The organism is Bacillus sp. FDAARGOS_527 (genome assembly GCF_003812125.1).
In the GTDB taxonomy this organism is placed as follows: Bacteria; Bacillota; Bacilli; order Bacillales; family Bacillaceae_G; genus Bacillus_A; species Bacillus_A paranthracis.
Window position 1 is genome coordinate 1,652,353 of sequence record NZ_CP033795.1, and the last position, 25,695, is coordinate 1,678,047.

25 protein-coding genes and 1 pseudogene are annotated in these 25,695 nt (G+C 34.0%); 21 read left to right on the plus strand and 5 right to left on the minus strand.

The window, feature by feature from the left end:
- Positions 1-6: 6 nt before the first annotated feature.
- Positions 7-1,773 (minus strand): peptidoglycan D,D-transpeptidase FtsI family protein, encoded by a 1,767-nt coding sequence (locus tag EGX95_RS10880; protein WP_000903318.1) that lies wholly within the window; start codon positions 1,771-1,773, stop codon positions 7-9.
- A gap of 364 nt (positions 1,774-2,137) precedes the next feature.
- On the opposite strand from EGX95_RS10880, the gene EGX95_RS10885 reads away from it, so the two are divergent.
- From EGX95_RS10885 to EGX95_RS10915, 7 genes are all read left to right on the plus strand, one after another.
- A complete protein-coding gene (locus EGX95_RS10885) occupies positions 2,138-4,270 on the plus strand; it encodes a peptidoglycan D,D-transpeptidase FtsI family protein (RefSeq protein WP_000662963.1) in 2,133 nt (710 codons plus the stop codon).
- 228 nt (positions 4,271-4,498) lie between these two features.
- On the plus strand, positions 4,499-5,428 hold the full coding sequence (bla, locus tag EGX95_RS10890; RefSeq protein ID WP_014297836.1) for a class A beta-lactamase Bla1: 930 nt from the start codon (positions 4,499-4,501) through the stop codon (positions 5,426-5,428).
- Between the two features lie 248 nt (positions 5,429-5,676).
- A complete protein-coding gene (locus EGX95_RS10895; protein ID WP_000827832.1) occupies positions 5,677-6,519 on the plus strand; it encodes a metallophosphoesterase in 843 nt (280 codons plus the stop codon).
- Between the two features lie 214 nt (positions 6,520-6,733).
- A complete protein-coding gene (locus EGX95_RS10900; protein WP_000548624.1) occupies positions 6,734-6,985 on the plus strand; it encodes a hypothetical protein in 252 nt (83 codons plus the stop codon).
- A 184-nt stretch (positions 6,986-7,169) separates the two neighbouring features.
- Positions 7,170-7,895 carry an ABC transporter ATP-binding protein gene (locus tag EGX95_RS10905; RefSeq protein WP_000812698.1) on the plus strand — a complete coding sequence of 242 codons (726 nt, stop codon included), beginning with the start codon at positions 7,170-7,172 and terminating at the stop codon, positions 7,893-7,895.
- Positions 7,892-8,911 (plus strand): ABC transporter permease, encoded by a 1,020-nt coding sequence (locus EGX95_RS10910; protein WP_001266739.1) that lies wholly within the window; start codon positions 7,892-7,894, stop codon positions 8,909-8,911. Before EGX95_RS10905 ends, EGX95_RS10910 begins: the two co-directional genes overlap by 4 nt.
- 24 nt (positions 8,912-8,935) lie before the next feature.
- The gene (locus EGX95_RS10915) at positions 8,936-9,589 is read left to right on the plus strand and encodes a TetR/AcrR family transcriptional regulator (RefSeq protein ID WP_001168200.1); all 654 of its coding nucleotides are present in this window, start codon (positions 8,936-8,938) and stop codon (positions 9,587-9,589) included.
- Between the two features lie 136 nt (positions 9,590-9,725).
- Here the strand turns inward: EGX95_RS10915 and EGX95_RS10920 are convergent, their stop codons facing one another.
- Positions 9,726-10,025 (minus strand): WGxxGxxG family protein, encoded by a 300-nt coding sequence (locus EGX95_RS10920; protein WP_000728163.1) that lies wholly within the window; start codon positions 10,023-10,025, stop codon positions 9,726-9,728.
- A gap of 232 nt (positions 10,026-10,257) precedes the next feature.
- Here EGX95_RS10920 and EGX95_RS10925 point away from each other — a divergent pair, with 232 nt between their 5' ends.
- The 13 genes and pseudogenes from EGX95_RS10925 to EGX95_RS10980 all read left to right on the plus strand — a co-directional run bounded on the left by EGX95_RS10925 (position 10,258) and on the right by EGX95_RS10980 (position 21,788).
- Entirely contained in the window at positions 10,258-11,226 is a 969-nt protein-coding gene (locus tag EGX95_RS10925; protein ID WP_001248653.1) for a YbgA family protein, read from the plus strand.
- A gap of 216 nt (positions 11,227-11,442) precedes the next feature.
- Complete coding sequence (locus EGX95_RS10930; RefSeq protein ID WP_000397274.1) at positions 11,443-12,588, plus strand: acyl-CoA dehydrogenase; 1,146 nt, start codon at positions 11,443-11,445, stop codon at positions 12,586-12,588.
- 15 nt (positions 12,589-12,603) lie between these two features.
- Entirely contained in the window at positions 12,604-13,941 is a 1,338-nt protein-coding gene (locus tag EGX95_RS10935) for an acetyl-CoA carboxylase biotin carboxylase subunit (RefSeq protein ID WP_000486740.1), read from the plus strand.
- Between the two features lie 26 nt (positions 13,942-13,967).
- Entirely contained in the window at positions 13,968-14,183 is a 216-nt protein-coding gene (locus EGX95_RS10940) for an acetyl-CoA carboxylase biotin carboxyl carrier protein subunit (RefSeq protein ID WP_001985297.1), read from the plus strand.
- A 21-nt stretch (positions 14,184-14,204) separates the two neighbouring features.
- On the plus strand, positions 14,205-15,116 hold the full coding sequence (gene mvaB / locus EGX95_RS10945; protein ID WP_000775430.1) for a hydroxymethylglutaryl-CoA lyase: 912 nt from the start codon (positions 14,205-14,207) through the stop codon (positions 15,114-15,116).
- Between the two features lie 4 nt (positions 15,117-15,120).
- Positions 15,121-15,909, plus strand: a complete 789-nt coding sequence (locus tag EGX95_RS10950; protein ID WP_000939790.1) for an enoyl-CoA hydratase — start codon at positions 15,121-15,123, stop codon at positions 15,907-15,909.
- A gap of 2 nt (positions 15,910-15,911) precedes the next feature.
- Positions 15,912-17,453 (plus strand): acyl-CoA carboxylase subunit beta, encoded by a 1,542-nt coding sequence (locus EGX95_RS10955; protein WP_000886752.1) that lies wholly within the window; start codon positions 15,912-15,914, stop codon positions 17,451-17,453.
- Positions 17,454-17,502: 49 nt separating this feature from the next.
- A complete protein-coding gene (locus EGX95_RS10960) occupies positions 17,503-19,443 on the plus strand; it encodes an AMP-binding protein (protein WP_000806496.1) in 1,941 nt (646 codons plus the stop codon).
- A gap of 169 nt (positions 19,444-19,612) precedes the next feature.
- Positions 19,613-19,942: an exosporium protein ExsK gene (exsK, locus tag EGX95_RS10965; protein ID WP_000535714.1), complete on the plus strand. Its 330-nt coding sequence runs from the start codon at positions 19,613-19,615 to the stop codon at positions 19,940-19,942.
- 115 nt (positions 19,943-20,057) lie between these two features.
- Entirely contained in the window at positions 20,058-20,597 is a 540-nt protein-coding gene (locus tag EGX95_RS10970; protein WP_000990081.1) for a GNAT family N-acetyltransferase, read from the plus strand.
- 51 nt (positions 20,598-20,648) lie between these two features.
- Complete coding sequence (locus EGX95_RS10975) at positions 20,649-21,209, plus strand: nucleoside/nucleotide kinase family protein (protein ID WP_002080528.1); 561 nt, start codon at positions 20,649-20,651, stop codon at positions 21,207-21,209.
- A gap of 49 nt (positions 21,210-21,258) precedes the next feature.
- Positions 21,259-21,327: pseudogene (locus EGX95_RS30375) on the plus strand (alpha/beta hydrolase); the annotation flags it as partial.
- A 2-nt stretch (positions 21,328-21,329) separates the two neighbouring features.
- A complete protein-coding gene (locus EGX95_RS10980; RefSeq protein WP_000288276.1) occupies positions 21,330-21,788 on the plus strand; it encodes a DinB family protein in 459 nt (152 codons plus the stop codon).
- Between the two features lie 58 nt (positions 21,789-21,846).
- Here the strand turns inward: EGX95_RS10980 and EGX95_RS10985 are convergent, their stop codons facing one another.
- From EGX95_RS10985 to EGX95_RS10995, 3 genes are all read right to left on the minus strand, one after another.
- Positions 21,847-22,863, minus strand: coding sequence for a D-alanyl-D-alanine carboxypeptidase family protein (locus EGX95_RS10985; protein ID WP_001160078.1), 1,017 nt, complete (start codon positions 22,861-22,863; stop codon positions 21,847-21,849).
- 181 nt (positions 22,864-23,044) lie between these two features.
- The gene (locus EGX95_RS10990) at positions 23,045-24,202 is read right to left on the minus strand and encodes a sensor histidine kinase (RefSeq protein WP_001243301.1); all 1,158 of its coding nucleotides are present in this window, start codon (positions 24,200-24,202) and stop codon (positions 23,045-23,047) included.
- The gene (locus EGX95_RS10995) at positions 24,192-24,887 is read right to left on the minus strand and encodes a response regulator transcription factor (RefSeq protein ID WP_001038811.1); all 696 of its coding nucleotides are present in this window, start codon (positions 24,885-24,887) and stop codon (positions 24,192-24,194) included. Before EGX95_RS10995 ends, EGX95_RS10990 begins: the two co-directional genes overlap by 11 nt.
- Before the next feature lie 192 nt (positions 24,888-25,079).
- Here EGX95_RS10995 and yqeK point away from each other — a divergent pair, with 192 nt between their 5' ends.
- Positions 25,080-25,688, plus strand: coding sequence for a bis(5'-nucleosyl)-tetraphosphatase (symmetrical) YqeK (gene yqeK, locus EGX95_RS11000; protein WP_000965884.1), 609 nt, complete (start codon positions 25,080-25,082; stop codon positions 25,686-25,688).
- The last annotated feature ends 7 nt before the right edge of the window (positions 25,689-25,695 follow it).

Here is a 25,695-nt window from a genome sequence, read left to right on the forward strand (position 1 = left end):
GAAGGTTCACTTTAATGAACCTTCCTTTTTGTTTTTATTCTCTTTTTGAAGAGTATTCCAGGACTCTAAAATTTCTGATGTAACGAGAGCAGCAATGTTTTTTTCTGAATTACTACCAGGAATAACGACAGAAACGGCAATCTGTGGATCTTCGGTAGGAGCATATGCAATGAATAGAGAATGATTGATCATTCTTGCTTGCTCATTTGGAAAACCTGTAATACCTGTTTTACCAGCGACGTCGAAGGGCAACTTTTTAATCTCCTCTATATTTTGACTCATTCCACCTTGCATGACACTCCAAAAGTTCATTGGGTAACGATTTGAACTTTCTAAAATTGGTTTAAACTTTTTTGTTTCTTTACCATCTTTACCAATAATAGCACTTACGATTTGTGGTTTATATTTATCACCTTTACTTGCTAAAGTTGCTGCATATTGAGCAAGTTGAAGAGGAGTATGCACTTCATTTCCTCCCCAAGAGGCATTTAATAAAGCGGAAATTCCATTTTCAAACTTATTAGAGGGATGGAATTCATATTGTCCGTCTTCTTCAAAGGGTAAATCAATCCCGGTTTTAGAACGTAGGCCGAATTGCATTAAATAATCTGTCCATATATGTGCCACTTTTTCTACATTTCCATTATGTTGGTTAAATAATGGTAGAGCTACTTTTGCTGTCATAAATGTGTTAGATGAATTAATGATAGCCTGCCTCGGTGTAATCTCACCTGTTGGCGTTCCGGGTGCATTTGTAATGTTATTTTGATTATCATACTCAAAAGTACCGTTATCTAAATACGTATCTTCAGGTTGAAAAAGCTTTTCGTTTAATCCAATTAAAATAGTAAGTGGCTTTATAGTAGAAGCCATATTTACATAAGACTCACCATATTTTAATTTTTGAATTGCTTTATTTTGCGAAAGTGATTTTATGTTATTTATTTTAGTTGTTACATGTGTATGTAATATATTTGGATCAAAAACTGCTGAGTTGGCCATAGTTAAAATCGCGCCAGTTTTTGCATTGCTCACTACAGCATAACCACCTTTAGCATCAGGTAATTTCTTAATTTGTGATCGTAATGCTTCCTCTGATTTTTGTTGCAATTTAGAATCTAAAGCTAGCCTGATATCCTTACCTTTTTGTACTTTTTGAATGTTCCATAAGAACTCTTTGTTATTCATTTTAAAAATAAGAGTTTTACCCGGTTTTCCTTTTAAATCACCTTCATATTGCAGCTCAATCCCACTTTTTCCAACCGGCATATGCTTTGAATTAAGGTTACTTTCTACATACCCAATTACCTGTGAACCAATTTCATGTTTAGGATAATATCGAATCCATTCATCTTTAATTATTACATTATTCGGTTTGTTTTTGTTTATGAATGCAAGTTCATTCTCAGCTATATCAGAGTATAACGGTATATCATGCATAGTCTGTTTTTTACAAGATTGTTGTAATTGAGATTTTATGCTCTCTGAAGAAATATCATGTTGAAACTTACTTGAAAATTGATCGAAAAAAGCTAATGTGTTTGATGTATCTTGTTTCGATAACTTTTCATCATTAGAAGTACAATATAGAGACTTAACTTTCTTATTTGTAGCTAGTATTACACCATTTTGATCAAAGATTTTTCCTCTTTCGGCTGAAGAAGTTGCGATAGTAATTGAAATGAAGTTGATTTTAAATAAAATTAGTAAAATCAAACCTACAATAGAAAGAACCGCAAAAAATCCCCATTTTTTTATTTTTGTATGTAACATAAAATCCTCCCTTTTGTAGCCTACTTCATCTTATAGTTAATTATTTTTTTTGTAAATGTGGAACAACTTTATTATTTAGATTGTCTATTAAGTACTACAGCATGAAGAAAGGAATAATCAGTATGAAAAGTTACTAGTCAGCCTATGTGTAAATATATTATGAGTCACATTGCAAGCGACAAAAAACAAGTGAGAAAAAAGGAAGGGAGATGTATTAATTACGCGGCTATACAAAAAGGAATTAATACTTACAAAGATTTAGAAAAAAAGATAAGACACTATTTATAACCGAATAATGGTTTGTAATATATAGGGAACGTTTAAGTATTAGTGAGGAGTTCCGGAAGAATTATATGGAGGATTTATGAAAGAACAAAAAGGAAAGAAGCAGAAGACATATATATCTATTCGATTAAATATAATGTTCCTTTGTATATTTTTACTATTCTCAGCTATTATTATGCAGCTAGGAAAAGTACAAATCGTTGAGGGAGAGGCTTATAAGAATCAAGTGGAAAACAGTCAAAATGCAACAACTAGCATACCAGTTCCGCGTGGACAAATTTTAGATCGAGAAGGGAAAACGGTCGTTAATAATAAGTCTCTTCGTACAATTACGTATACAAGGGTGAAGGGGATTACGAGTGACGATATTTTAAAAACAGCAAAAGACTTGGCGAAAGTACTAGAAATGCCTGAACAAGATATTAATAAATTAACTGATATCGATAAAAAAGATTTTTGGATGCAGTTGAATACGAAACGTGCGGATACAAAGATTACTAAAAAAGATATAGAAAAGTTTAAAGAAAAGGGAATAGAGGGAAAAGAGTTAGATAAAAAAATAGAAGATTTAAGACGAAATCGCGTTACAGAAGTAGAATTGGGTGAATTAACAGAACAAGATTTAAAGGTGTTAGCTATTAAAAGTAAAATGAGTTCGGGTTATCAACTAACACCACAAATTATTAAAAAAGATGTAACAGATGAGGAGTATGCACGGATAAGTGAAAATCTTGCGAATTTTCCAGGAGTAGATGCAACGGTTGATTGGGAACGTAATTATGTAAATGGTAATTTGTTTCGTTCCGTATTAGGTAATATTACGAGTAGTGAAGAAGGTCTGCCAAAAGAAAATTTAGATTCTTACTTAGTACGTGGATATAACCGGAATGATCGTGTCGGAAAAAGTTATATTGAACAGCGATATGAAGATGTATTACATGGTACAAAAGAAGAAGTGAAAAATGTTACTGATAAAGCAGGAAACATTGTTAGCACAGAAATAATCTCTAAAGGAAAAAGTGGTAACAGTATAACATTAACGATTGATATGGAATTACAAAAGAAAGTGGAAGAAAGTATAGAGAAAAACTTGAGAGCTTTTAAGAGTTCTGAGCCGCTGCTCGATCGAGCTTTTGTCGTCATGACGAATCCAAATAACGGACAGGTTTTATCGATGGCAGGCAAAAAGATTGTAGAAAAAGAAGGAGTACTAGAGATTGAGGATTTGGCATTAGGTAACATGACAACTTCGTATGAGCTAGGGTCTGCTGTAAAAGGTGCTACTTTATTAACGGGATATGAGACAGGAGCAATACATCCAGGAGATCAATTTTATGATGCACCGATGAAATTTAAAGGTACACAAGCCAAGAAATCATGGAATGTATCCGGATTTGGTAATATTAATGATTTACGTGCTTTGCAAGTATCTTCGAATGTATACATGTTCCAGACAGCTTTAAAAATTGCGGGAGTTAATTACGTACCAAATGGCTCATTGGACATTAAACAAGGAGCATTTGATACGATGCGCTATTATTTCAAGCAATTTGGTTTAGGTGTCCCAACAGGTATTGATTTACCGAATGAAATAATTGGACAAACGAGAAAAGTAGATAGTCAACCTGGTTTTTTACTAGATTTTTCTATCGGTCAGTATGATACGTATACGCCCTTGCAATTAGCTCAATATATTTCAACGATTGCGAATGGTGGTTATAGAATGCAACCTCAAATTGTACAAGAAATACGAGAACAATCAATTAAAGAAGAGGTTGGTAAAGTTATTCGTTCTATAGAGCCTGTCGTATTAAATCGGATTGATATGAAGACAGAATATATTGATCGAATAAAAGAAGGGTTTAGATGGGTATTCCAAGAAGGGGATGGAACTGGCGTAAAGCATTTCAAAAATGCTCCATATAAACCAGCAGGAAAGACAGGGACAGCCCAAACTGTGTATGGTGGAGATGATCCAATTGGTAGAAATGCAAAAGGAGAACGTATGGAATGTTACAACTTAACGTTAGTTGGATATGCTCCATATGATAATCCAGAAGTAGCATTCTCAGTAGTAGTTCCGTGGCTTCATAATGATAAAAGTGGAATTAATTCTATAATCGGAAAGGAAGTTTTAGATGTATACTTTGATTTGAAAAAGCAGCGTATGCATGATGAAGCTGCTAGTACAGATAATTCGAATCAAAATTAGTAAAATTTGTGTACTTTTCTCAGGGAAGAACCCCCTGTTTGTATAAAGGCATTTATAAGTAAAAAGATGAAATGTGAAATAAGAGATAGCAGCGGTCATAGTTGTTATCTCTTATTTTATTAATAACTGTGATACGAGCGATAAAAATTTTTAAGTTTATGGAACAAATTTGTTTCGGTGATTGTCTATTATGTGTACGTATAAAAAGGTATTAAGTATTTGAAAGGAATGATAGTTTTGAAAAACAAGAAAATGCTAAAAATAGGGATGTGTGTTGGTATATTAGGTTTAAGTATTACAAGCCTAGTAACTTTTACAGGAGGTGCATTGCAAGTTGAAGCGAAAGAAAAGACTGGACAAGTGAAACATAAAAATCAGGCGACGCATAAAGAGTTCTCTCAACTTGAAAAAAAATTTGATGCTCGATTAGGTGTATATGCGATTGATACTGGTACAAATCAAACAATCGCTTATCGACCTAACGAAAGGTTTGCCTTTGCATCAACTTACAAGGCTTTAGCGGCAGGGGTATTACTGCAACAGAACTCTACTAAGAAATTAGATGAAGTTATTACTTATACGAAAGAAGACTTAGTGGATTATTCACCTGTTACAGAGAAACATGTAGATACTGGAATGACACTAGGAGAAATTGCGGAGGCTGCTGTTCGTTACAGTGATAATACTGCAGGGAACATTTTATTTCATAAAATAGGCGGACCGAAAGGATATGAAAAAGCGCTTAGAAAGATGGGGGATCGGGTTACTATGTCTGATCGCTTTGAAACAGAGTTAAACGAAGCTATTCCAGGAGACATTCGTGATACTAGTACAGCAAAAGCAATTGCTAGGAATCTTAAAGATTTTACGGTCGGAAATGCGCTTCCGCATCAAAAGCGTAACATTCTTACAGAATGGATGAAAGGGAATGCTACAGGAGACAAACTTATTCGTGCAGGCGTGCCAACTGATTGGGTAGTTGCAGATAAATCAGGAGCTGGAAGTTACGGGACAAGAAATGATATTGCTATCGTTTGGCCGCCAAATAGATCACCAATTATCATCGCAATATTATCTAGTAAAGATGAGAAAGAGGCTACCTATGATAATCAACTAATTAAAGAGGCGGCTGAAGTTGTAATTGATGCTATTAAATAATAATCTCTTAGTTATTTCAGTTCTTTACCATATGTTATTGGATGTATAAAATTAGAAAACGATTCTTTTTCGTATGAAAAGAATCGTTTTTGTATTTTGATTATTAAGAGGATAAAGGTAAAATAAATATATATGACGTATCCGATGTGAAATTTCATGTACTGTACTATATTCAATAAAAATCAAAAATGTATTATATAATTCTGTTAACATAAAATAAGTGTTTTATAAAAATAAAAGGAGAGAATATGAAGAGAAATATTAATAGAATCATATTGTTTATTGGCATATTAGTAGCTTTTATTACTTTTTTATATTTACAGAACAATTTAATAGGTATAACTGAGGTTAAAATAACCTCTAGTAAAATACCCTCCTCTTTTAAAGGGTATAAAATTCTACAAATTTCAGACTTACACAATAAACAATTTGGCAATAAGCAAGGTGTGTTAATTCAAAAAATTGAAAGTATAGACCCAGATATTATTGCGATTACGGGTGATTTAATTGACAGTAAATCATACGATGCAGAAGTTAGTATGCAATTAATACGAGAAATTGTAAAGAAGTATCCTGTATATTTTGTGACAGGAAACCATGAACAATGGTCTGGAAAGTATAACCGTTTAGAAAAAGAGTTGAAGAAATATGATGTCAATGTTTTAAGGAATGAACATGTAGGCATTCGAAAGGGTGAGCAAGAAATAAACTTGCTAGGTATTGATGATCCGGAGTTTGTAACTGGAAACCGTGATGAAGGAAATATTATAATAGATGAAATTAAAAAAGCGAAAATTGAAATGCAGCCAGATAAATATAATGTATTATTATCCCATCGGCCTGAATTTATAAAGGAATATACGAATGAGAGGTTGGATTTGGTTTTATCGGGACATGCTCATGGAGGGCAAGTTAGATTGCCATTTATCGGAGGATTAGTTGCGCCAAATCAAGGTGTTTTACCTAAATATACAGCGGGTTTATATGTAGAACAAAATACATCAATGGTAGTGAGTAGAGGATTAGGAAATAGTATCATTCCGCAAAGGATTTTGAATAGGCCAGAAATTGTAGTCGTGCAGCTAAATTAAGCTGTACGATTTTTTTATACAAAAATGAGTAAAGGGGCTTTCTGTATTTTGCAGGAGTAAACATTACAATTTTGTTAAAAATTTTCTACGTTACATAAAGTAACAAAATTTGACCCTCAGTGTTTGTTATAGTGTAAATAATCAAAAAACTTAAAATTTGTCGAGTGAAAAGTGTGATAAGTAATTCATGTAAAAAACTTAAAGGGGTGTACACATGCATAAAGAATACGAAATTGAAGAGTATACGGCGATTGAGGAACAAATACATTATTATTGTAAATGTTTATTAGTAACTCATCCTGATCAAATTATAAAGTATTTAGAAAAAAGATTAGAAAAATATGCAGAAACATTACAATATGCACATTTATATCCCGACACAGTTATATTACCGTTACAGCAATTAGTTATCGAATATTCTTTAGATGTTGCTAGAATTAGGAAATATATGAATTTAAAAACGTAAAGCAAATTATATAATTTAAATGAAACAGAGTCGACTTTAAGAAAGGATATTCTAATGTCGACTCTGTTTCATTGTTTAATATTATTGACGGAAAACCATACTAATCAATGAAGTTTGACATATAATTACGCAAGAGTAAAATAAAAGTGAGTACTCACTCATTTTAGAGAAGGGGGAAGAATACGTGAAGCAGCCTGCCATTATTTTACGGACTGTATCAAAAAGTTTTGGGAAAAAAGAAGTTTTACACAATCTTTCATTACAAGTTGAAAAAGCAGAGATATTTGGTTTAGTTGGGCCTTCAGGTTCTGGGAAAACGACTCTTATTAAATTGATTGCAGGTATTAACGAAGCAACGGAAGGTGAAGTGCTTGTTTACAACACGAACATGCCTAATTTAAATGAAATGAAAAAAATTGGTTATATGGCTCAAGCTGATGCATTATACGAAGAACTATCAGCATATGAAAATGCAGATTTTATGGCAACGATGTACGGATTAAAGGGAAAGCATAAAAAAGAAAGAATTGAAGAAGTTTTTGACCTTGTACAATTATCACAACATATGAAAAAGCAAGTGCAGCATTTTTCAGGCGGGATGAAGAAGCGTTTATCATTAGCAATAGCACTCCTTCATGAACCAGAAATATTAATTTTAGATGAGCCAACAGTGGGGATAGATCCGCTTCTTAGAAAAACGATTTGGGAAAAATTTTATGATTTGAAAAAGAAAGGCACAACGATAATTGTAACGACACACATTATGGACGAAGCTGAATTTTGTGAACGTCTAGGGTTAATTAGAGAAGGAAAGCTAGTTGCGACTGGTACAACTGAAGAATTGAAAAAGCGGGTATCATCAGGAAGGATTGAAGATGTCTTTTTGTTGGAAGAGGTGGCTGAATTATGAGAGTTACCGGTGTAATCATTCGTATTATTCGCCAATTTTTTCGAGATAAACGTTCGTTAGCGATGATGTTTGGGGCACCTATGTTATTACTTTGGTTATTGTCGCTAGTGTTTACACAAAAAGACTATGTACCGCATATTGCTGTTGTTGATATGCCCGCTCAGTTAGTAAAAGTGATGAAAAATCAGGAAGCGTCAATTTATGAATATAATATAGAAAAGGCAATGTCTGAGCTGGAAAATCAAAAGGTAGATGCAGTCATTCGTTTAGAAAATGGAAAAATGAATATTGTATTAGAAGGTAGCGATTCGTCAAAAAATCGTGCTGTACTTCAAATATTACAAAAAAGTACAGAGAAGAACGATATATCGATTATGAAACCTGAAGTGAATTATTTACATGGCTCTAAAAACTTTACAATGTTTGATGGACTTGGTCCTGTATTAATCGGTTTCTTTACCTTTTTCTTTGTATTCATTTTATCAGGGGTATCTTTCGTAAGAGAACGTTTAAGTGGTACTTTAGAAAGGTTATTATCAACTCCAATTAAAAGAGGGGAAATAGTTGTAGGATATATTATTGGTTTTGGGATCTTTGCATTTATACAATCCATTATTATCGTAAGTTTTTCAGTTTACATTTTAGACTTGTATGTAGCTGGCTCCATATGGCTAACGCTACTTATTACATGTATGCTTTCTTTAACGGCATTAACTTTAGGGACGTTTTTATCGGCATACGCAAATAATGAATTTCAAATGATCCAGTTTATACCGCTTGTCATTGTGCCACAAATTTTCTTTTCGGGTTTGTTTCCAATTGAATCGATGAATAAGTGGCTTCAAATGTTAGGGAAATTATTTCCACTCACATATGGCGCTGACGCAATGAGACAGGTGATGATTCGAAATCAAGGATTTACAGAGATTGCATTAGATCTTACCGTATTATTACTTTTTTCAATATTATTTGCAGTAGGAAATGTATTTGCTTTAAAGAAACATCGCAAAATATAAAAATGACAAAAAGGGGCTTTATAAATGCAGAAAGATTGGCTGGAGGAATTAATAGCTGCAACTAACACAGATAAACGAAATCAACGTCAAATGCGTATATTAGAGGCGGCTGTTGATATGTTTGGAGAAAAAGGATATGCTTCAACTTCAACAAGTGAAATTGCAAAGCGTGCTGGTGTAGCGGAAGGAACAATCTTCCGCTACTATAAAACGAAAAAAGATTTATTATTAGCAGTCGTCATGCCGACATTAACAAAGTTTGCTGCACCATTTTTCGTACAAGCCTTCGCAAAGGAAATATTTAAATCGGAGTATGAATCGTATGAAGGGCTTCTAAGAGTTGTTATTCATAATAGATTTGAATTTGCAAAAAAACATTTTCCAATGATAAAAATATTAATTCAAGAAGTGCCATTTCAGCCAGAACTGAAAAATGAAATACAACAGTTAGTTGAAACAGAATTACTGTCACATTTTAAAAAGTTGATTGCAAAGTTTCAAGAAGAAGGGGAAATTATTGAAATGCCTCCATCTTCTGTTTTACGACTTACTTTATCAGCTGTATTAGGTTTATTATTAACACGATTTTTATTATTGCCCGAAGAAAAATGGGATGATGAAGTGGAAATTGAACATACGATTCAATTTATATTGTTTGGATTAACGCCACGAATTTAATTATAGGCAAAAATGTGATGCAATGTGAAGTACATTTTTTACATTTAAGAAAATAATAAATCGCCTTTAAAAAGGCGATTTATATACAATATATATTTTTGATAAATAAGTACTTGTTTACTAAAAATCTTCTAAATTAACGTGTTTCTTTGTCTCTTCTTCTAAGACCTAATAATCCTGCTAGTCCTAATAAACCGAGCCAAGCCCAATTATTATTTCTATCACGATTATCATTTAAATCATTTGTTGTATTTACATTTCGAGTTCTTACATCATTATTAACTCTGTCTAAGTTATTGTCATTAACTCGAGTTGAAATGTCAGTGTTATTAACTCTATTCATATTAGTTCCATCATATTCAGCTTGGGCAGATGTACCTAAAAACATAATAGATAGTGCTAAAACACTTACAATAGATGATAATTTCTTTTTCATAACGCTCCCTCCTTTCTTACGTGTTAATTTCTCCAGAGTATGTGTATATTATTCGTTTCACAGTATCTAAACCATCATTATAGAGCGCACATTTATAGAAAATAGAGTTGAACGATTGCTAATATATTATTTGATATATATTTGTCATAAAATTAAATGAATCAAACTTTGCTTAAAATGTTAATCTTAGTACAATTTATATTATACGGACTAGCACTAAGGAGGTAATGAGATGCGACAATTTGCAAAACCAACAATCGTCGTAAGTAAATGTTTAGAATTTGATGCTTGTCGTTATAATGGAGAGATGATTCCAGATGTAACAATACGAAATTTGCAGCCATTTGTTACATTTATACCTGTCTGTCCAGAAGTCGAGATTGGATTGGGGACTCCTCGTGAAACGATACGCATTGTAGAAGAAAGTGGTGTGAATAGGCTTGTGCAACCGTCTACAAGAGAAGACGTCACTGAAAAAATGAATCAATTTTCAAATGAATTTTTACAAACGATATCTGATGTAGATGGTTTTATTTTAAAGAATCGCTCACCAAGTTGTGGTACGCGTGATGTGAAAATTTATTCTGGTTTTGAAAAAGCACCAGCAAAAGGAAAAGGACCAGGCTTATTTGGTGGTGCAGTATTAAAAAATTTTTCGCATCTTCCAATTGAAGAAGAAGGTAGATTGTCGAATTTTATTATTAGAGAACACTTCTTTACAAGGCTATTTACAATCGCATATTACAAGATGATTAAACATAATAAAAATATGAAAGATCTTGTATCGTTTCAGTCGGATAATAAATATTTATTTATGGCATATAATCAGGTGAAACAAAAGGAATTAGGGCGTATAATTGCAAATCACAAAAATGAAAAGATTGAAGTTGTATTTGAAAACTATGAGAAGACTTTATATGAATTGTTTATGCGCACACCCCGCTATACATCAAATGTAAATGTATGTGAGCATATTTTTGGATACTTTAAAACAAAGCTGAAAAAACAAGAAAAAGATCATTTTTTAAATTTAATACAAAAGTATATAGAAAAGAAAATTCCGCTTAGTAGCTTACTTGCGATTTTAAAATCATGGGCTCTTCGATTTGATGAAAAGTATTTATTAAGACAAACATATTTCGAACCATATCCTGAAGCTTTAGTAGAGATTTCAGATTCAGGTAAAGGTAGAGATTATTAAACATAAAATTACATAATTCGACAAGAAAACTCCTATGTTGTTGTAGAACAATGTAGGAATTTTTTTGTGCATTAGTACAGAATCTGTTTTAAAATTAAATTATGACAGAATTATAACAATTATCTAACTAATGTTCTTGTCTTTTCATTCGTAATGTTTGTAGTAGAAACTCGCACGCTGTCGAAACTCAATATTCGATAAGGGGTGTGTAGCGGAATGGAATTTACTCTAACTCGCGAAAAACAAATGATTAAAGAAATGGTACGTGACTTTGCTGAAAAGGAAATCGCACCGAAAGCTGTGTATTATGACAAAACTGCAGAGTTTCCATATGAAACATTTCAAAAAATGGGCGAACTAGGATTATTAGGCATCCCATTCCCAGAAGAGTATGGAGGTTCAGGTGGCGATACAGTATCGTACGCGTTAGCAGTTGAAGAAATTGGTCGTGCTTGTGGTGGAACAGGATTAAGTTACGCTGCAACAATTTCATTAGGTGCTTCTCCAATTTATTATTTCGGTACAGAAGAACAAAAACAGAAATATTTAGTTCCAATGGCATCAGGCAAAACGTTAGGTGCTTTCGGACTAACTGAGCCAAATGCTGGATCTGATGCAGGTGGCACACAAACGAAAGCTATATTAGACGGAGACGAGTATGTTATTAGTGGTGAGAAGTGTTGGATTACAAATGCAGAGTATGCAAATACAATTATTGTAACCGCTGTCAACGGTGTTGAAGAGAATGGTAGAAAACGTATTTCTGCATTTATCGTACCGACTACTAGTGAAGGGTTAACGATTTCAAGCCCTTACGATAAGATGGGCGTACGTGCTTCTAATACTTGTGAAATCGTACTTGATGGTGTACGTGTACCGAAAGAAAATATTCTTGGTGATGTAAATAAAGGATTTAAACAATTCCTATATACACTTGATGGAGGACGTATTTCAATCGCAGCATTAGCTGTTGGTATTGCGCAATCTGCATTTGAACGTGCATTGCAATATGCGAAAGAACGTCAACAATTTGGAAAGTCAATTTCTAATTTCCAAGCGATTCAATTTAAATTAGCTGATATGGCGACTGAAGTAGAGCTAGCGCGTAATTTAGTACATAAAGCAGCTTGGTTAAAAGATAACGATAAACCGTTCGGTAAAGAAGCGGCTATGGCAAAACTTTTCGCATCTGAGGCTGCTAGTCGTATTGCAAATCAAGCGGTACAAATTCACGGTGGATACGGCTATATGCGTGAATATGAAGTAGAACGACATATTCGTGATGCAAAACTATTAGAAATTGGTGAAGGAACTTCTGAAATTCAACGTCTCGTAATTGCTAGACATTTAGGATGTAGATAAAAAGGAGGAATCACTATGTTTCAAAAAATATTAATTGCTAATCGCGGGGAAATCGCAGTTCGTATTATGAAAACTTGTCAAAAACTTGGCATTCGCACTGTTGCTATTTATTCTGAGGCAGATGAAAATGCCTTGCATGTAAAAATGGCAAATGAAGCTTACTTAGTAGGTGGGCCACGTGTCCAAGAAAGCTATTTAAACCTTGAAAAAATTATTGAAATAGCTAAGAAGACAAATGCTGAAGCAATCCACCCGGGGTATGGATTATTATCTGAGAATCCATCTTTTCCGGTTCGTTGTAAAGAAGAAGGAATCGTATTTATCGGTCCATCAGAAGAAATCATTACGAAGATGGGAAGTAAAATCGAATCACGTATTGCGATGCAAGCTGCAGATGTGCCAGTAGTTCCGGGTATTACTACAAATATTGAAACTGCTGAAGAAGCAATTGAAATTGCTAAACAAATTGGTTACCCATTAATGTTGAAGGCATCCGCAGGCGGCGGAGGCATTGGAATGCAGTTGATGGAAACTGAGCAAACGCTCACCAAAGCATTTGAAAGCAACAAAACGAGAGCACAAAACTTCTTCGGTAACGGAGAAATGTATTTAGAGCGCTATATTGCAGATGCACATCATATTGAAATTCAGCTTTTAGCAGATACACATGGTAACACAGTGTATTTATGGGAGCGTGAATGTTCAGTACAGCGCCGAAATCAGAAAGTAATTGAAGAAGCACCTTCACCATTTTTAGATGAAGGTACACGAAAAGCGATGGGTGAAGTTGCTGTACAAGCTGCCAAAGCTCTAGGGTATACAAATGCTGGTACAGTTGAGTTTCTAGTAGATGATCAGAAGAACTTCTATTTCTTAGAGATGAATACGAGATTACAAGTAGAGCATCCAGTTACAGAAGAAATTACAGGTTTAGATCTTGTAGAACAACAACTTCTAATTGCATGTGGTGAAAAATTATCGTTTACACAAGATGATGTAAAACGTAGTGGTCATGCCATTGAGGCACGTATTTATGCAGAAGATCCGAAAACTTTCTTCCCATCACCTGGGAAAATTACAAATTTAACGCTTCCAACAAATGTACGTATCGATCACTTTTTGGAGAATCAAGTAACGATTACACCTTTCTATGATCCAATGATTGCGAAAGTCATTGCTCATGGTGAAACGCGTGAAGAAGCAATTTCGAAATTACATGATGCTCTGGAAGAATTAAAAGTAGAAGGTATTAAAACGAACACGCCAATGCTGCTTCAAGTATTGGAAGATGATGTGTTCAAAAGTGGTATTTATACAACGGGTTTTGTAACGAAACAACTTGTTAAAAAATAAGATTTAACAATACTAAGGGGGAAAAAATGATGACGAAAGTATATGCATCGATGGCAGGAAATGTATGGAAGATTGTTGTAGGAGTAGGAGATACAGTAGAGGAAGAGCAAGATGTCGTCATTTTGGAATCTATGAAAATGGAAATTCCAATCGTTTCAGAAGAAGCTGGCACAGTTATGAAAATTAATGTGCAAGAAGGCGATTTTGTAAATGAAGGAGATGTATTACTAGAAATTGAATAGGGAGATATAGGGGGAAGCGAATTGAAACTACCTAATTTTGCTGTCATTAAAGAAGTCGGGCCACGTGATGGCTTACAAAATGAAAAAAAGATTGTTGGCACAAAAGATAAAGTAAAATGGATTCAACTACTTACAGAGGCTGGATTATCGTACGTTGAAGTTTCCTCATTCGTTCACCCTAAATGGGTCCCTGCATTAGCAGATGCAAATGATGTGTTTTCTGAGCTGAAAAGGGATCCTAATGTTACATATGCAGCGCTTGTTCCAAATCAAAATGGTTTGGAACGAGCTTTTTTGCAAAATGTAGATGAGGTGAATGTTTTTTTATCAGCAAGTGAATCTCATAATAAAAGTAATATTAATAAATCCATTAAAGAAGCATTAGTTGTAATTGAAGATATAACAAAACAGGCATTATTCGAAGGGAAAAAAGTAAGAGGCTATGTTTCTACTGTATTTGGATGTCCTTATGAAGGGGATATAAGTCTCGTAGCAGTTGACGAATTATGTAATCAACTATTTTCATACGGCATTTATGAAGTATCTCTTGGCGACACAATCGGAGTAGCAAATCCACTACAAGTAGAGCAAGTTTTAGAGCATTTATTAAAGAAATATGATGCTTCGCAGTTTGCAATGCACTTCCATAATACGTACGGAATGGCTCTTGCGAATGTAGTAAAGTCTTTAGAATATGGTATTACAACATTTGATAGTTCTTGTGGTGGCCTTGGGGGATGTCCATATGCACCAGGAGCATCAGGTAATGTTGCAACTGATGACTTAGTTCATATGCTCCATAAGTTAGGTATCCAAACGAATATTGATGAAGAGAAGTTATTGAGAGCGAGTCAATTTATTCAGAGTAAATTAAATATCCAATTACCGAGTCATGTGTATAGAGCGCTTCAACATAAAACGATAAGTAGGTGAGAAGATGCTACAATTACAAAACATTTCAGTTGATTATGTAACACCTCACGTTGTAAAGATTTCCTTAGATCGTGAAAGACAAGCCAACTCATTATCTTTAGCTTTATTAGAAGAGTTACAAAACATTTTAACTCAAATAAATGAAGAGTCAAATACTCGTGTAGTTATTCTAACAGGTGCTGGTGAAAAAGTGTTTTGTGCTGGTGCTGATTTAAAAGAACGTGCTGGCATGAATGAAGAACAAGTTCGCCATGCTGTTAGTATGATTCGCACTACTATGGAAATGGTTGAACAATTACCACAGCCAGTTATTGCTGCTATAAATGGAATCGCACTTGGTGGTGGTACGGAATTAAGTTTAGCTTGTGATTTTAGAATTGCGGCTGAATCTGCAAGTCTTGGTCTTACTGAAACTACACTTGCAATTATACCAGGAGCAGGTGGTACGCAGCGTTTGCCAAGATTAATTGGTGTTGGTAGAGCGAAAGAATTAATTTATACAGGTAGACGTATTTCAGCACAAGAAGCAAAAGAATATGGTCTAGTAGAATTTGTTGTACCACCTCATTTACTTGAAGAGAAAGCGATTGAAATAGCAGAGAAAATTGCTAGTAATGGTCCGATTGCTGTTCGATTAGCGAAAGAAGCAATTTCAAACGGTATTCAAGTTGATTTACATACCGGATTACAAATGGAAAAACAAGCGTATGAAGGTGTAATCCATACGAAAGATAGATTAGAAGGATTACAGGCATTCAAGGAAAAACGCACACCAATGTATAAGGGGGAGTAAATATGTTAGACCAAAAACAACAATCGAATACATTTGAAGAACGAGTTGAAACGATTAAACAAGGCGGCGCACCAAAATATCATGAACAAAACAAAGCGAAAGGTAAACTATTCGTTCGAGATCGCTTAGCTCTTTTATTTGATAATGGTGAATATGTAGAAGATGCATTATTTGCAAATTGTGAACAAACAGGATTACCTGCTGATGGTGTTATAACAGCAACGGGAAAAATACATGGTCGTACTGCATGCGTAATGGCAAATGATTCTACGGTAAAGGCTGGTTCATGGGGCGCACGTACAGTTGAAAAGATTTTACGTATTCAAGAAACGGCAGAAAAATTACGTGTTCCTTTATTTTATTTAGTTGACTCTGCTGGGGCGCGTATTACTGATCAAGTTGAAATGTTCCCAGGGCGCCGCGGGGCAGGAAGAATCTTCTATAATCAAGTGAAATTATCAGGTAAAGTCCCGCAAGTATGCTTATTATTTGGACCTTCTGCAGCTGGTGGTGCTTATATTCCAGCCTTTTGTGACGTTGTAATGATGGTAGAGGGAAATGCATCTATGTATTTAGGATCTCCTCGTATGGCTGAGATGGTTATCGGTGAGAAGGTAACTTTAGAAGAGATGGGCGGAGCTCGTATGCATTGCTCTGTATCAGGATGCGGAGATGTTTTATGTAAGACAGAAGAAGATGCGATTACACAAGCAAGACAATACATTTCATATTTTCCAAATAACTACTTAGAAAAGACTCCATTGGTTACACCTCAAGAACCGAAACAATTCGATAAAACGTTAGAAGAAATCATTCCAGAAAATCAAAATGCTCCTTTCAATATGAAAGATCTTATTAATAGAGTTATTGATGAAGGTTCTTTCTATGAAGTGAAAAAATTATTTGCTCAAGAACTCATTACAGGTTTAGCACGTATTGATGGTAAGCCAGTAGGTATTATTGCAAATCAACCGCGAATGAAAGGCGGCGTATTATTCCACGATTCAGCTGATAAAGCAGCGAAGTTTATTAATTTATGCGATGCATATCATATTCCGTTATTGTTCCTTGCAGATGTACCTGGATTTATGATTGGTACAAAAGTAGAACGTGCTGGTATTATTCGTCACGGTGCAAAAATGATTTCCGCAATGAGTGAAGCAACTGTACCGAAAATTTCTATCGTTGTTCGTAAAGCATATGGTGCTGGTTTATATGCGATGGCAGGTCCAGCCTTTGAGCCAGATTGCTGCCTAGCATTACCGACAGCTTCTATTGCGGTAATGGGTCCAGAAGCCGCGGTCAATGCTGTATATGCAAATAAGATTGCAGCTTTACCAGAAGAAGAGCGTGATAGCTTCATTGCTGAAAAACGCGAAGAGTATAAGAAGGATATTGATATTTACCATTTAGCATCAGAGATGGTCATTGATGGTATTGTTCATCCAAACAATTTAAGAGAAGAGTTAAAAGGACGATTCGAAATGTATATGAGTAAATATCAAGTATTTACGGATCGTAAACATCCTGTTTATCCAGTTTAAAAGCCCTATTTAGGGCTTTCTTGCTCAAAAAGTTAAGGAGGGGAAAACATTGAAACAAGCAGTTTGGTTTCCAACAGAAGAGTATAAAGAAAAAACACGCTTATATGGTTGGATGAAATCATTGGGGTATGAAGACTATGAAACGTTTTATAATAAATCTATTGAAGAAACAGCTTGGTTTTGGGGAGAAGCTGAGAAAGCGGTTGGCTATCAATGGATGAAACCTTATACAGAAGTGTTAGACCTGCAAAATGGTACGCCGTTTGCACAGTGGTATAATGGCGGAACATGTAATGTTGTAGAATCGGTTTTATCACGCTGGCTTGCAGACGATGAAACAAGAACACAACCAGCACTTCAGTATGAAGGGGAAAATGGAACTTCAAAATCATTTACATATGAAGAGCTTGATAGCTGGGTAAGTCGCGTTGCAAACGGTTTGAAACATGCAGGTATTGAAAAAGGTGACCGTGTCACAATTTATATGCCGATGATTCCAGAAACAGTTGTTGCGATGCTAGCGGTTATGAAGATCGGAGCAATTATTTCACCAATATTCTCAGGATTTGCGTCTGATGCAGTCATGACACGTGTGCAAGCGGCAGGATCTAAAATGATTATTACTGCAGATGGTTTTTCACGCCGAGGTAAAGTTGTTTCATTAAAAGACGAAGTAGATAAGGCTTGTGAGCATTGTCCAACTGTTGAAAAAGTTGTTATCGTGCGTCATGCAGGAAATGATTTTACACCGCATAATTATGATTTCTCATGGAGTACGTTAGAAAAAGAAAAGCCATTTGTACATGCTGAAGAAATGCATAGTGATGATCCATTAATGCTCATTTATACATCAGGTACAACTGGAAAACCGAAAGGGACAGTACATACTCATGCTGGATTTCCCTTAAAGGCAGCTTTTGATGCGGGGTTCGGAATGAATATTAAACAAGGTGACCGCGTATTATGGGTAACTGATATGGGATGGATGATGGGACCATTTTTACTATTCGGTTCTCTTATTAATGGGGCAACAATGGTTATGTACGAAGGCGTTCCGGATTTCCCAGAAGCAGATCGTTTATGGGAGACAGTTGATAAATATGAAATTACACATCTCGGTATATCACCAACATTAATTCGTGCGTTAATGGCAAAAGGTGATGAGTATGTAAATAAACATTCGCTTAAGAGTTTAGAAGTATTCGCCTCAACAGGCGAGCCTTGGAATCCAGATCCTTGGATGTGGCTATTTGAAACGGTTGGAAAAAGTAATGTACCAATTTGTAACTATTCAGGCGGGACTGAAATTTCTGGTGGAATTTTCGGAAACGTCCTTATTAAACCAATTGCACCGATTAGCTTTAACGCTTCTTTACCAGGAATGGCAGCGGTTGTGCTCGATGATCAGGGCAATCCGATTCGTGATGAAGTTGGAGAATTATGTTTAGAGAAACCTTGGGTTGGTATGACGAAAAGTTTCTGGGAAGATGATGAGCGTTATGTGAACACATATTGGTCACGTTTTGAAAATAAATGGGTTCATGGTGACTGGGTGGTTTATGATGGTGAACAATATATTATTACAGGACGCTCAGATGATACGCTAAACATTGCTGGAAAACGCATTGGACCTGCTGAATATGAATCTATTCTTGTGAAGCATAATGATGTCATAGAAGCTGCTGCGATTGGTGTACCAGATGATGTAAAAGGTGAAGTTTGTCATTGTTTTGTAGTATTAAGAGACAATGTAACATTCTCAGGTGAATTAAAGAAAGAATTAATGAGTTTAGTAAACTCTCATATTGGAAAAGCATTATGTCCAAAAGATATTCATGTTGTAGAAGATTTACCGAAAACGCGTAATTCTAAAGTAATGCGACGTGTCATTAAAGCTGCTTATTTAGGGAAAGAATTAGGTGATTTATCGTCACTTGTGAATCCTGAGGTAGTTCCGTTTATTCAGGGGTTGCAGTCTAGTAAATTATAAAATTAAAGCATGTATAATGTGAACTGACCTCTAATTGTTAGAGGTCAGTTTTTATGTATACAGAATAGTTTAGTACATGTGTTTGTTTTTTCTTTTCTATGTTTTTGCCTCATACACTTTGAAGCTAGTGGACATACTATATTAATAGAAATGACTAGGGGGTGAGATTTTGGGATCTCGTTATAGTAATTCTAGAAAAAGGTGTTCATGTAAACAGTGTTCAGGCAAACAGGATGATTGTTGGGATGTTTTTGAAGAGTGTAAAAAAGAACATGAAGAGCAAAATAAGGCATGTGACTGTTGCTGTGTACAAGGAATTAGAGATGAGCTGAGAAAGTTAGTAAACAGATCAGTGCGTATTACAACAGGAAGTAATAATTATGCAGGAACTGTTTCTTCCGTCACTTGTGATGTTGTAAAGCTTGCTAATAGTGCTGGGGTAGTTACAGTAATTATTTCAGTTTGTAAAATTGAAGCGATTGAACCATTATTGACATAGGGAAAAGAGTAATTTCGCTTTTTTGTAAAGCCATTCTTAAGAATGGCTTTATTTTAATTTTTCATATAAAGGAGAATATATTATTTATATAGAAATAGGTTTGGGGCTATAAAGTATGATGTATGAAAGGAGCATAAAAGTGGTTAAACTGGAAACTTTTAATAAGTCTGATTTCAAACAATTAATGGGTTGGATTGACTCTGAAGCGTTTTTAATACAATGGTCAGGAAATGCATTTACATATCCTCTAAATGAACAACAATTAGAAAATTATATAGAAAGCTCAAATACACTTGCATTTAAAGTAATAGATGAGGAGTCTAAGAAAGTAGTTGGTCATATTTCACTTGGGCAAATAGACAATATTAATAAGTCTGCAAGGGTTGGAAAAGTGCTAGTTGGTGATACAAAAATGAGAGGACGTTCTATAGGGAAACATATGATGAAGGCAGTACTTCATATTGCATTTGAAGAATTAAAACTACATAGAGTAACACTTGGTGTGTATGATTTTAATACGTCCGCCATTTCTTGTTATGAAAAAATAGGATTTGTAAAAGAAGGTTTATTAAGGGATTCAAAAAAAGTAGGGGAAACGTATTGGAATTTATGGGAAATGAGTATGTTAGAATATGAATGGAGAGCTAAAATATAATTGTTTTCTATAATTATGTTATGTTAATTAAAAGGGGATTGGGGGAAAATGATGAATAAAAAGACGAAAATCATTACAATTGCAGCTGTTTCAGGAGGAGGTAAAACTACTGTTACTGAAAGATTAACTCATAAATTAATGAATTCAAAAGCTCTATATTTTGATAGCTATAACTTTGATAACTGTCCTGCAGATATTTGTAAATGGATTGATGATGGAGCAAATTATAATGAATGGGTACTCACACCATTAATTAAGGATATTCAGCATCTTATACGAGATAGTAATGTAGATTATATTATTGTAGATTATCCTTTTGCATACTTAAATAGTGAAATGCGACAGTTCATTGATGTAACTATATTTATCGATACGCCTTTAGATATTGCGATGGCTAGAAGAATTTTGCGAGATTTTAAAGAAGATACAATGAGTGAAATACATAATGATTTAAAGCATTATATAACATATGCTAGAAAAGGCTATTTGGAGGCGCTTCATACTGTAAAGCCAAATTCAGATATTGTTTTGGATGGAGCTTTATCTATAGATGAAATAATTAATCAAATTGAAGAAGAACTTTATCGGAGAGAAGTAATCGTCCATGGTTAAATGTATAGAGGGATATGTACAAGTTGATGATTTTAAAATGTATTCAAGTATTCAAAAAGATGAGCCGCAATATATAATAGATGCTGTAAAGTGGATAATCGAGGTAGGGGAGAGATAAATGTGTACACTTTATTTCGATACAATTGGCAAGTAAGAGATGATTGGTTTAAGTGGTGTGAGCAACTTTCAGAGGAAGAATTACTCCGCAAACGTGTTGGTGGTGTTGGAAGTATTTTAGAAACATTATTTCATATTGTTGATGTTGAGTATAGCTGGATTAATGCGCTTCAAGAAAAAGAAGATCGGGCACCGCAGTTTAAAGAGTATCAATCTATCCAAAAAGTGAAAGCGTTATCTGATTTATATAAAAGAGAAATAGAAGATTTTTTACAAGTATGGTCAGCTAACTTAGAAGGTAAAATATTAAAAGCTTCATGGACAGATAAAACATATACATATGGTGAGGTCTTAAGGCACGTAATTGTACATGAAATTCACCATATCGGTCAGTTATCTATATGGGCGAGGGAGTTAAATCTTCAGCCTGTTTCAGCGAATTTAATTGGGAGAGGACTATAGATTTAGAAAACGGCTTGCATTGTAAATGTAAGCCGTTTTTTATATATAAGAAGATTTCCTAGTTGAAATCCTCGGATTTTTTTTGACGTATATGTAAGAACATTAAAATTGTAATAATAAAGAAAATCAACAATGTTTGTATGATCAAATTTTTAAACTGAAGCAAAACTGTCCAAGATGTAACAGCATCTTTAAATGCTTGGAGTGCAGAGTACGAGGAGGGGTCAAAGCCGTACTGTAGTAATTTTTTAGTTTCAATAAAAGTGCTGTTTTCATTATCGGCGTCTAATATTACTGAAATAAGTCTAGTATCTCCTCGTTTTGCTGTACTGACAAAACTATAATTACCATTAGTTGAAAAACTAGTTTGTAAGCCATCAACACCTTGGTGTTTAATGTTTTTATTAAGGGAATATATCATTTTATTGGTGTTGAAAACTTTCGTATCTTTGAAGGTGAACTGGTAAGAGGTTAGTTTTGTAACGTTCAGTACATCTGGAAAGTCTGTTACTAATTGTGTTGCTAGTTTAGCAACTTCAATTGCTGTTGTAGTTGAAAGTTTATTTGTATCGTTATTCATTCCAGTAGCGTTTAGAAACGGAGATGATTGTGATAACTTTAGGTGTTTTGCTTTTTCATTCATTAACTGTGTGAATTTATCTTCGTTTCCAGCGATGTGTTCTGCAAGAGCAAGTGCGGAACGATTATTTCCTGTCAATAACAGTGTATGAAGTAAATCACGAACCGTCGTTTTATCTTTCGAAGTTACTTGTATAGGACTCGTTTCTGCTCGGAAAACTTCGTTACTTATTTTTACTACTTCATCTAACTGTATAGTTCCTTCATTTAGTTGTTCCAGTGTGATATATTCAGTCATTAATTTAGATAAAGTAGCCGATTGTATAGGAGTTTCTTCATTTTTTGTATAAACAACTTCACCTGAATGAGCATCTATTAAAATAGCTGATTTAGCTTGAATAATTGGGCCATTTACATAAAGATAAAAATATAAAACGATAAGTGCAGTAATAACAAAAGATAATAATAAAATTGTGAATTTTTTTAAGAATTGCATAAGCGATCCTCCTATTATGACATCGATAATAATATTGTAAAAAGGAATGCTTAATTAGGAAGAAAGAAAAGGTAAAGAATTTCTAAAGAATTATAAAGGATTATTAAATTTTGGATGTTACTGGAAAATAAAAGGTCCAATTTCTTATATCGTAAGAAATTGGACCTAAAATTAAGCTGTATTAACATTTATATGGTTGTAGTTTTACAGTGAATGTTGTTTTTTTGTCATCACTATACACTTCGATTGTTCCTTTATGCAATTCGACAATACTTTTTGCAATTGCCAATCCGAGTCCAGATCCACCAGTGTTTGTAGAGCGCGATTTCTCAACGCGATAAAAACGTTCAAAAATATGAGGTAAATCGGTACTTGGAATAGGTTGGCCGTAATTGGTTATATCGATTGCGATCATATTATTACTTTCATAAGCAGTAATATCAATATAATCACCATCGTTACCGTAAGCGATAGCATTAATAATTAGATTTTCAAATACGCGTACTAATTTGTCTCCATCAGCTAATACCATTAGCTTCTTTGATGGGAAAAAGGGACGACAATCAATATTAGCCTCTTGCAGCTGTATTCGAAATTGAACTGTTAATTGTCCAAGAAGCTCCACAATATCAATAGGGACAGAATATAAACTTAATTCTTTATTTTGAACACGTGTATATTCAAACAAATCATTCATTAATGCGTTAAGACGAGTTACTTTATCGTAAATGACCTGTATATAATGACGTAATTCTACTTCATCTCTATAATTATCATGGTGGATTAAATTCACGTATCCAACTATAGAGGTAAGTGGAGTACGTAAATCATGCGATACATTTGTAATCAGTTCGCTTTTTGCTTGTTCTGCCTGTCTTTCTTCATCAATCGAGACTTTCAATTGTTCAACAATTTGATTAACCCCGCTTGCTAACTCTTCTAGATAATTATGGTTTACGATAGAAACTTTATGATTGAAGTTTCCATTTGCAATATAGCGAATCTCTTCTATCATTTTTTTTATACAAGTTTCATAGTAAAGCTTTCTTTCATGACGATAAAAAATGTATAGGTAAGATGAGAAAATAGAAAATAAAAATAAATAAGAGACAATCATCATCCATAGAGATTCTTTTATTCCTTTATATTTTTCATAACCAAAAATTCTAATGAATTCTTTGCCAAGTTCGCTTAACGTAAGCGAACTCTCAATTACACTCGTAACGAGGCGATATATAATTAATTCAGTAATAGGAGTGAGTGTGATAGCTAATAAGAGCCAAAAAATAAGTTTCCATTTCGGGATATCTTTTAATATATCAAATGCTTCATTTCTCAATTTTATAGCCTACTCCCCAAACAGTATGAATAAATTTTTCTCCATTCATTCCTGTTTCAAGTTTGTCCCGTAAATTACTAATGTGGACCATTACAGTTTTATTTGAACCATAACCATCTTCATTCCAAACACGTTCAAAAATTTCTTCGGAACTAAATACTCGTCCTGTATTACTCGCAAGTAAATATAAAATATCAAATTCAATAGATGTAAGTTTAATATATTCTCCATTTACTTTTACAGTATGATTATGTTTGTGAATTTCAGCAGAACGAATGCGAATCATACCATCTTCATTTTTGGGAGAAGTAGCATTTTGGAAAGATGATCTTCGTAGTAAAGCTTTCACTCTAGCTACTAATTCTAATGGATTGAATGGTTTAATCATATAATCGTCTGCACCAGTCATAAGACCTAATATTTTATCCATATCTTCTGCTTTTGCACTCAGCATAAGAATAGGTACAGTATTATTTTCACGAACTTCTTGGCAAACTTCTAATCCATTTCGTTTTGGCATCATAATATCCAAAATCATAAGGTCAATTTCATATGTAGAAATCATTTGTAATGCTTCATCGCCATCATATGCTTTATAAATGTTATAGCCTTCATTTCGCAAATAAACAGCAAGTAATTCAACAATTTCTTTATCATCATCAATAATTAATATATTTTTATTCATTATGTAGTTCCTTTCCTTACAAATCATTAACATTACTATAATATCAAACATTTATGTACTTGTAGCGATGATTCTGTATAAAATTTCATGTAACGTATTAAAAAAGGGATTACAACATTTATAACGAATACAAAACACAAGGATATTAAGATTATATATTATATTGAAAGTTAGTTTTAAGGAGGATTTACTATGTTATATAAGGAGATATATTCATTTTCTCCAACTGGAAAAATAGAAAATGATATTAAAGATTTTTTATTAAAATATAATCAGAAGCCTACATATAAACATTCAATTCGTGTAGCAAATGAGGCGAGGAAAATTGCAAAAATGTTTTATGAAGATGAAGAAAAAGCAGCGATTGCGGGATATTTACATGATATTAGTGCAATTTTTCCAAATGAAGTACGGATTGTAGTTGCTGAAGAATTTGGAATAGAGATATTAGAAGAAGAACGAAAATTCCCAATGATTATTCATCAAAAACTTTCGAGAGTAATCGCAAAAGAGATATTTAAAGTGCATGATGAAGAGACTTTAAATGCAATTTGTTGCCATACCACACTGCGTAAACATGCAACGAAGATGGATTTAGTGTTATTTGTTGCTGATAAAATAGAATGGGATCAAAATGGGACACCACCATACTTAGTAGAAGTAAAAAAGGGGATAGAAAAATCTTTAGAACATGCAACTTTTGCATATATTTCATATTTGTGGGATAGAAAAGATACGTTGAAAGTTTTACACCCTTGGCTAGAAGATGCATATTGGCAGTTAAAAGAAATTGTAGAGTAGAAAGAAT

Bases quoted from the DNA above. Each gene is read 5' to 3' on its own strand.
- EGX95_RS10880 (WP_000903318.1), bottom strand. From the start codon at position 1,773: ATGTTACATACAAAAATAAAAAAATGGGGATTTTTTGCGGTTCTTTCT.
- EGX95_RS10885 (WP_000662963.1), top strand. From the start codon at position 2,138: ATGAAAGAACAAAAAGGAAAGAAGCAGAAGACATATATATCTATTCGA.
- bla (WP_014297836.1), top strand. From the start codon at position 4,499: ATGATAGTTTTGAAAAACAAGAAAATGCTAAAAATAGGGATGTGTGTT.
- EGX95_RS10895 (WP_000827832.1), top strand. From the start codon at position 5,677: ATGAAGAGAAATATTAATAGAATCATATTGTTTATTGGCATATTAGTA.
- EGX95_RS10900 (WP_000548624.1), top strand. From the start codon at position 6,734: ATGCATAAAGAATACGAAATTGAAGAGTATACGGCGATTGAGGAACAA.
- EGX95_RS10910 (WP_001266739.1), top strand. From the start codon at position 7,892: ATGAGAGTTACCGGTGTAATCATTCGTATTATTCGCCAATTTTTTCGA.
- EGX95_RS10915 (WP_001168200.1), top strand. From the start codon at position 8,936: ATGCAGAAAGATTGGCTGGAGGAATTAATAGCTGCAACTAACACAGAT.
- EGX95_RS10920 (WP_000728163.1), bottom strand. From the start codon at position 10,025: ATGAAAAAGAAATTATCATCTATTGTAAGTGTTTTAGCACTATCTATT.
- EGX95_RS10925 (WP_001248653.1), top strand. From the start codon at position 10,258: ATGCGACAATTTGCAAAACCAACAATCGTCGTAAGTAAATGTTTAGAA.
- EGX95_RS10930 (WP_000397274.1), top strand. From the start codon at position 11,443: ATGGAATTTACTCTAACTCGCGAAAAACAAATGATTAAAGAAATGGTA.
- EGX95_RS10935 (WP_000486740.1), top strand. From the start codon at position 12,604: ATGTTTCAAAAAATATTAATTGCTAATCGCGGGGAAATCGCAGTTCGT.
- EGX95_RS10940 (WP_001985297.1), top strand. From the start codon at position 13,968: ATGATGACGAAAGTATATGCATCGATGGCAGGAAATGTATGGAAGATT.
- EGX95_RS10950 (WP_000939790.1), top strand. From the start codon at position 15,121: ATGCTACAATTACAAAACATTTCAGTTGATTATGTAACACCTCACGTT.
- EGX95_RS10955 (WP_000886752.1), top strand. From the start codon at position 15,912: ATGTTAGACCAAAAACAACAATCGAATACATTTGAAGAACGAGTTGAA.
- EGX95_RS10970 (WP_000990081.1), top strand. From the start codon at position 20,058: ATGATGTATGAAAGGAGCATAAAAGTGGTTAAACTGGAAACTTTTAAT.
- EGX95_RS10975 (WP_002080528.1), top strand. From the start codon at position 20,649: ATGAATAAAAAGACGAAAATCATTACAATTGCAGCTGTTTCAGGAGGA.
- EGX95_RS10985 (WP_001160078.1), bottom strand. From the start codon at position 22,863: ATGCAATTCTTAAAAAAATTCACAATTTTATTATTATCTTTTGTTATT.
- EGX95_RS10995 (WP_001038811.1), bottom strand. From the start codon at position 24,887: ATGAATAAAAATATATTAATTATTGATGATGATAAAGAAATTGTTGAA.
- yqeK (WP_000965884.1), top strand. From the start codon at position 25,080: ATGTTATATAAGGAGATATATTCATTTTCTCCAACTGGAAAAATAGAA.